This window comes from Microbacterium sp. K41 (assembly GCF_004794395.1).
Classification (GTDB): Bacteria; Actinomycetota; Actinomycetes; order Actinomycetales; family Microbacteriaceae; genus Microbacterium; species Microbacterium sufflavum.
Window position 1 is genome coordinate 1 of sequence record NZ_SSDO01000393.1, and the last position, 5,103, is coordinate 5,103.

The 5,103-nt window shown below is 70.9% G+C and carries 4 protein-coding genes and 1 pseudogene; 3 read left to right on the plus strand and 2 right to left on the minus strand.

The window, feature by feature from the left end; all coding sequences use genetic code 11:
• The first annotated feature begins 169 nt into the window (after window positions 1-169).
• The gene (locus DW309_RS12340) at window positions 170-823 is read left to right on the plus strand and encodes a DsbA family protein (protein ID WP_136045543.1); all 654 of its coding nucleotides are present in this window, start codon (window positions 170-172) and stop codon (window positions 821-823) included.
• 67 nt (window positions 824-890) lie between these two features.
• Window positions 891-2,969, plus strand: a complete 2,079-nt coding sequence (locus DW309_RS12345) for an MprF family protein (protein ID WP_136045544.1) — start codon at window positions 891-893, stop codon at window positions 2,967-2,969.
• A gap of 42 nt (window positions 2,970-3,011) precedes the next feature.
• Here the strand turns inward: DW309_RS12345 and DW309_RS12350 are convergent, their stop codons facing one another.
• On the minus strand, window positions 3,012-4,292 hold the full coding sequence (locus DW309_RS12350; protein ID WP_240753205.1) for an MFS transporter: 1,281 nt from the start codon (window positions 4,290-4,292) through the stop codon (window positions 3,012-3,014).
• A gap of 69 nt (window positions 4,293-4,361) precedes the next feature.
• Between DW309_RS12350 and DW309_RS12355 the strand changes: the two genes are divergently transcribed.
• A complete protein-coding gene (locus tag DW309_RS12355; RefSeq protein ID WP_136045545.1) occupies window positions 4,362-4,976 on the plus strand; it encodes a TetR/AcrR family transcriptional regulator in 615 nt (204 codons plus the stop codon).
• 9 nt (window positions 4,977-4,985) lie between these two features.
• On the opposite strand, the pseudogene DW309_RS20045 reads toward DW309_RS12355, so the two are convergent.
• Window positions 4,986-5,103 (minus strand): annotated as a pseudogene (locus tag DW309_RS20045) (aminoacyl-tRNA hydrolase); the annotation flags it as partial.

The window sequence follows — 5,103 nt, forward strand, 5'->3', positions numbered from 1 at the left end:
CCGCTCGGCCGGACACCCCGCACGACCCCGCCGCTGCGCGCGATGCCCCGCCCGCGCCGGCTCACCCCCTCCCTCGCACAACTGTCCCTCTCCCGGACCTGAGCCGTACGACGACTCCGCGCCGCGCCCGCGGCACCCCCATCCGTCGTACCCCTGTCTGGAGAACCCCGTGAGAACCCCTGTCAAGGCGACCCTGATCGCCATCGCCGTCGCCGTCGTCCTGCTGATCGTCGCCATCGTCTGGGCCATCACCCAGCGCGCCGACGAGCCCGACCCCGACGCGGGCCAGCGCCAGCCGACCGTCCGCACCGATTCGCACGTGCTCGACGAGGGCGGTCCCGACGCCGTCACGGTCGTCGAGTTCCTCGACTTCGAATGCGAGGCGTGCGGCGCCTTCTACCCGATCGTCGAGGAGCTCCGCGACACGTACGACGGCGACATCCGCTACGTCGCGCGCTACTTCCCGCTCCCCGGCCACGTCAACTCGACACAGGCCGCCCTCGCCGCCGAGGCCGCCGCGCAGCAGGGCCGCTTCGAAGACATGTACCACCACCTGTTCGCGACGCAGGCGAACTGGGGCGAGCAGCCCGAGGAGACCCCGGAGGTGTTCCGCGCGTTCGCCCAGGAGCTGGGCCTCGACCTCGCGGCGTACGACGAGGCCGTCGCCGACCCCGCCACCCTCGCGCGGGTGGAGCAGGACAAGCGTGACGGCGAGCGACTCGGCGTCACGAGCACCCCCACGTTCTTCGTCGACGGCGAGATGCTCGAGCTGACCGCCTGGGGCGATCTGGAGAACGCGATCGCGAAGGCCGTCGCGGACTGACCCGGCGGCAGCGGAATACCCCGGCCGGGTCCCGCCGGCCGGGGGGACCCGTCGCTACGCTGAGCGCATGTCCGAGGATGCCTCCGCTCCTGCGCGCCCCCTGATCACCGTCGCCCGGCGCATCCCGGCGACCCTCACGATGGTGGGCCTGATCCTGGTCGTCGGCGTCGTCTCACAGGGACTGTGGCGGCCGTTCGAGGATTCGGAGCTGTTCCCCTCGGTCGCGTACGGCCTGCCCAACCTGTCGGACGGCAAATGGTGGACGCCGGTCACCGGCACGTTCTTCGTCAACCAGCCGTGGGTGTACCTGTTCACGATCGCCGGCTTCTGGGGCATGGGGTACCTGGAGTTCCGTCGCGGAAGCCGCGTCGCGATCGCCTACTACGCGGTGGGACAGCTCTTCGCGATCTTCGCCACCGCGCTGCTGCTCCTGCTGCTGTCGCAGTTCGAATGGGCGTGGGCGGCGGAGCAGGCGCGCGCGCTCGACGTGGGCGCGTCCGGGGGCACGATGGCCTGCATCGCTGCAGCCGTCGGCCTGTTCCGTCCCCCGTGGCGGGTACGCGGCTGGCTCATCCTCCTCGGGTTCGTATTCATCGCGATGATGTTCTGGGGCAAGGTCGCCGACCTCGAGCATCTGCTGGCGGTGCTGCTGATCCTCGCGGTGGACCGCAGCCTGCGCGTGCGGCACACGACGGTCCGCGAGCAGCGCCTCATCGCGGTCATGGCCGTGCTGCTCCTGCTGGCGACCGAGGTCATCACCGTCCTGGTCCCGACCGACGGCCCCTTCGGCCCCACCGCACCCGCCTCCGGCGGGTTCCTGGACACCGCGCTCGACGCGGCCGTCATCCTGCTCATCGCGAACGGGCTGCGTCGCGGTCGGCGATGGGCGTGGGTGCTCGCGATCATCCTCGCCAGCCTCAACGTGCTCTCCGGTGCGCTCATCCTGGCGCTGATCATCCTGACCAGCGAGGCACAGCTCGAACTGCAGATCGACGGCGAGACCGAGCTCGCCCTCGCCAGCGGCGTGCTCTGGCTGCTGATCCTCGTCTACCTGCTCGTGGTGCGGCGGGCGTTCCGAGCCCGACGGCGGTCGAAGCTCGGCGCGCAGCCGGCACCCACGCTCGCCGACCTGGAGAAGGAGCTGAAGACCCACGGCGGCGGCACCCTGTCGTGGATGACCACCTGGGAGGGCAACGCGTTCGCGCGCGTGGACGGCGGCATCGTCGCGTATCAGCGGCGCAACAGCGTGGCACTGGCACTGGCGGATCCGATCGGGCCGCGCGAACGCCGCACCGATGCGGTGCGGGACTTCATCCGCGCGGCGGAGGGCGCCGGGCTCATCCCCTGCTTCTTCAGCGCCGACGAGGCCACGCGGGCCGCGGTGCCGGAGACCTGGCGGAGCCTGGTCGTGGCGGACGACACGATCGTCGACCTGCCGGGCCTGGAGTTCACCGGAAAGCGCTGGAACTCCGTGCGCACCTCCCTCAACAAGGCAGGACGCGAGGACATGACGTTCCGGATGACGCATCTGAAGGAGGAGCCCTGGGGGGTGCAGCAGCAGCTGCGGGCGATCTCCGAGGCCTGGGTCGGCGACAAGGACCTCCCCGAGATGCGCTTCACACTCGGCACCCTCGAGGAGGCGGAGGATCCGGAGGTACGGCTCGCCCTCGCCATCGCCCCCAACGGCGACGTCGACGGCTTCCTCTCCTGGCTGCCCATCTACGGCGAGGGCGGCGTCGTGCGGGGGTGGACGCTCGACCTGATGCGCCGCAGGGAGGGCGGATTCGGCCCCGTCATGGAGTACCTCATCGGGTCGTCCGCGAAGCAGTTCTCCGACGAGGGCGCGCAGATCATGTCGCTCTCCGGGGCTCCGCTCGCGCACGACTACCCGCCGGACGCGGGCATGATCGCGGCGCTCAGCGACCGGCTCGCGGAGGCTCTGGAACCCGTGTACGGGTTCGGTTCGCTGCACCGGTTCAAGCAGAAGTTCCACCCGCGCTACGAGACCATGTACCTGCTGTTCCGCGACGAGAGCGACCTCACCCGGATCGGCGGCGCGCTGACGCGGGCGTTCCTGCCGGATGCCACGCTGCGGCAGTTCGCCGGTGCCGGGCTGGAACTCGTCCGCGGAGGCGGGAAGGACTGAGCCGCGGGGTGCACCGCATCACCGGGGCACCCCGCGGAGCTGTCACTCGGCGGCCACGAGCTCCGCGGGCACCGGGCCGGAGGGTGCGGGGCGCGGGCGCTTCGCGGTGTTCGCGATGTGGGCGCGTGCCACGACCATCCCCGCGACGGCCATCAGCGCGACCCCGAGCCAGTAGGGGGCGGCGTGGCTCACGGCGGTGTAGAGGGCCGCGGCGATCAGCGGCGCGACCGTGCCCATCGCGGCGTTAAGCGACTGGGTGGCGCCACCGAGCCAGCCCTGCTCGTCGTCGCCGACGGCGTTGGACATCGCGCCGTCCATGGCGGCCTGCGCGGCTCCCTGTCCGGCGGCGAGCAGCAGCGCGCCGACGATGAACAGCCACGGCTGGGCGATCAGCGTCGCGACGACCGCGAGACCGGCCAGGCCGATCGCCTGGGCGACGATGCCGCTGAGGATCACGCCGCGCTCCCCCATCCGCGGAAGCAGGATGGCCAGCAGCACGCCCTGGATGAGGATGTCGACGATCCCCACGCCCGCCGTGAGGAGCCCGATCTGCGTCGGCCCCCACTGGATGGAGTCGAGCGCGAGGATGCTGAAGTTGTTGACGAAGAAGCCGAACGGCAGCGCGAGCAGGCCGAACGCGATCATCAGGCCGCGCAGCTCCCGGCGTCCGAAGGCCTCGCGGAACACCGCGAACGGCTGCACGGCGCGCAGTGTGATCCGCGGGATGCGGTTCTCGGGCTTCAGGCTCTCCGGCAGCAGGGAGATGCTGAGGATCGCGATCACCAGGGCGACGGCGGCGGTGAGGAACACGGGCAGGCGCAGGTCGATCGCCGCGAGGAGCCCACCGACGGCCGGGCCGATCATGGTGCCGATGCCGGTCAGCGCTCCGAGCAGGCCGAAGCGCTGTGCACGCTTCTCCGGCGGGGTGATGTCGGCGAGGTAGGCGAACAGCGCGGGCAGGTCGCCCGCCGTCAGCCCCTGGATGACACGGGCGAGCACGAGCACCCAGAGCGCTCCGCCGATGCCGAACAGGGCCATGGAGAACGCGGCACCGAAGGCGGCGGCGATGATGACGGGCCGTCGGCCGAACCGGTCGGAGAGCCGGCCGAGGAAGGGCGCGACGAGGAAGGCGCACAGGCCGTTGACCGCTTCCAGCACGCCGACCCAGAGGGCCAGGTCGCGCTCGTGCGAGACGTACTGCAGTACGACGAACGGCAGCACGGGGAGCACCACCGTCATGCCGATGACGGTGAGCATCGTCAGCACGATGAGCATGATCCAGGCGCGGGTGGCACCACGGACCGAGGAGATGGGTGAAGTCATACCGAAAGTGTAGCGATACCAGTTTTGGTGTCAAGCCACTTTCGTACCGAGCGCGGTAGCCTGGCTCTCATGACCACCCCCGCGCCCCTCGGCCGCCGCGAGCGCAAGAAGGCCGCGACCCGCAAGAACATCTCCGACGTCGCGACGAGGATGTTCCTGGAGCGCGGCTTCGACAACGTCAGCATCCGCGAGGTCGCCGACGCCGCCGACGTCTCCCCGACCACCGTCTTCGCCCACTTCCCCCAGAAGGAGGCGCTCGTCTTCGACGAAGACGACGAGCAGCGCGACCGCCTCGTCGCCGCCGTGCGCGACCGCAGGACCGGCGTCACCATCAACCGCGCGGTCCACGACTTCTATGCCGCCGAGATCGGCGCGAACCTCGACGAGCACGGAGACGACGTCGCCCGCACCTTCCTGCGCTTCCTCAACGACACGCCGGCCCTGCGCGACTACGCGGCGAAGATGTGGCTGCGGCACGAAGACGCCCTCGCCGACGCGATCGCCGAGGAGCTCGGGCTCACCGCCCCCACGGCGGAGATCCGCGTGTACTCCCGGTTCATCCTGCAGATGCAGATCCTCGTGACCGAGAGCGACGACCAGCGCGACATCCTCGAGGCCGGATTCACCGTGCTGGAGGAGGGCTGGGGCCCCGTCGAGAAGCGGCTCACCCGCGACTCCGGCTGAGCGGCTCCCTCACTCCTCGCGCGGACGACGCCGCAGGCTCTTGACGTCGGTGCGGCGGTGCTTGGCCGTGAGCCGACGCTCCCTCGATCCGCGGCTCGGCTTCGTCGCGCGGCGCGGCGGGGCGGGC

Excerpts from the sequence above, each read along its gene's own strand:
- DW309_RS12345 (WP_136045544.1), top strand. The coding sequence starts at position 891 with ATGTCCGAGGATGCCTCCGCTCCTGCGCGCCCCCTGATCACCGTCGCC.
- DW309_RS12350 (WP_240753205.1), bottom strand. The coding sequence starts at position 4,292 with ATGACTTCACCCATCTCCTCGGTCCGTGGTGCCACCCGCGCCTGGATC.
- DW309_RS12355 (WP_136045545.1), top strand. The coding sequence starts at position 4,362 with ATGACCACCCCCGCGCCCCTCGGCCGCCGCGAGCGCAAGAAGGCCGCG.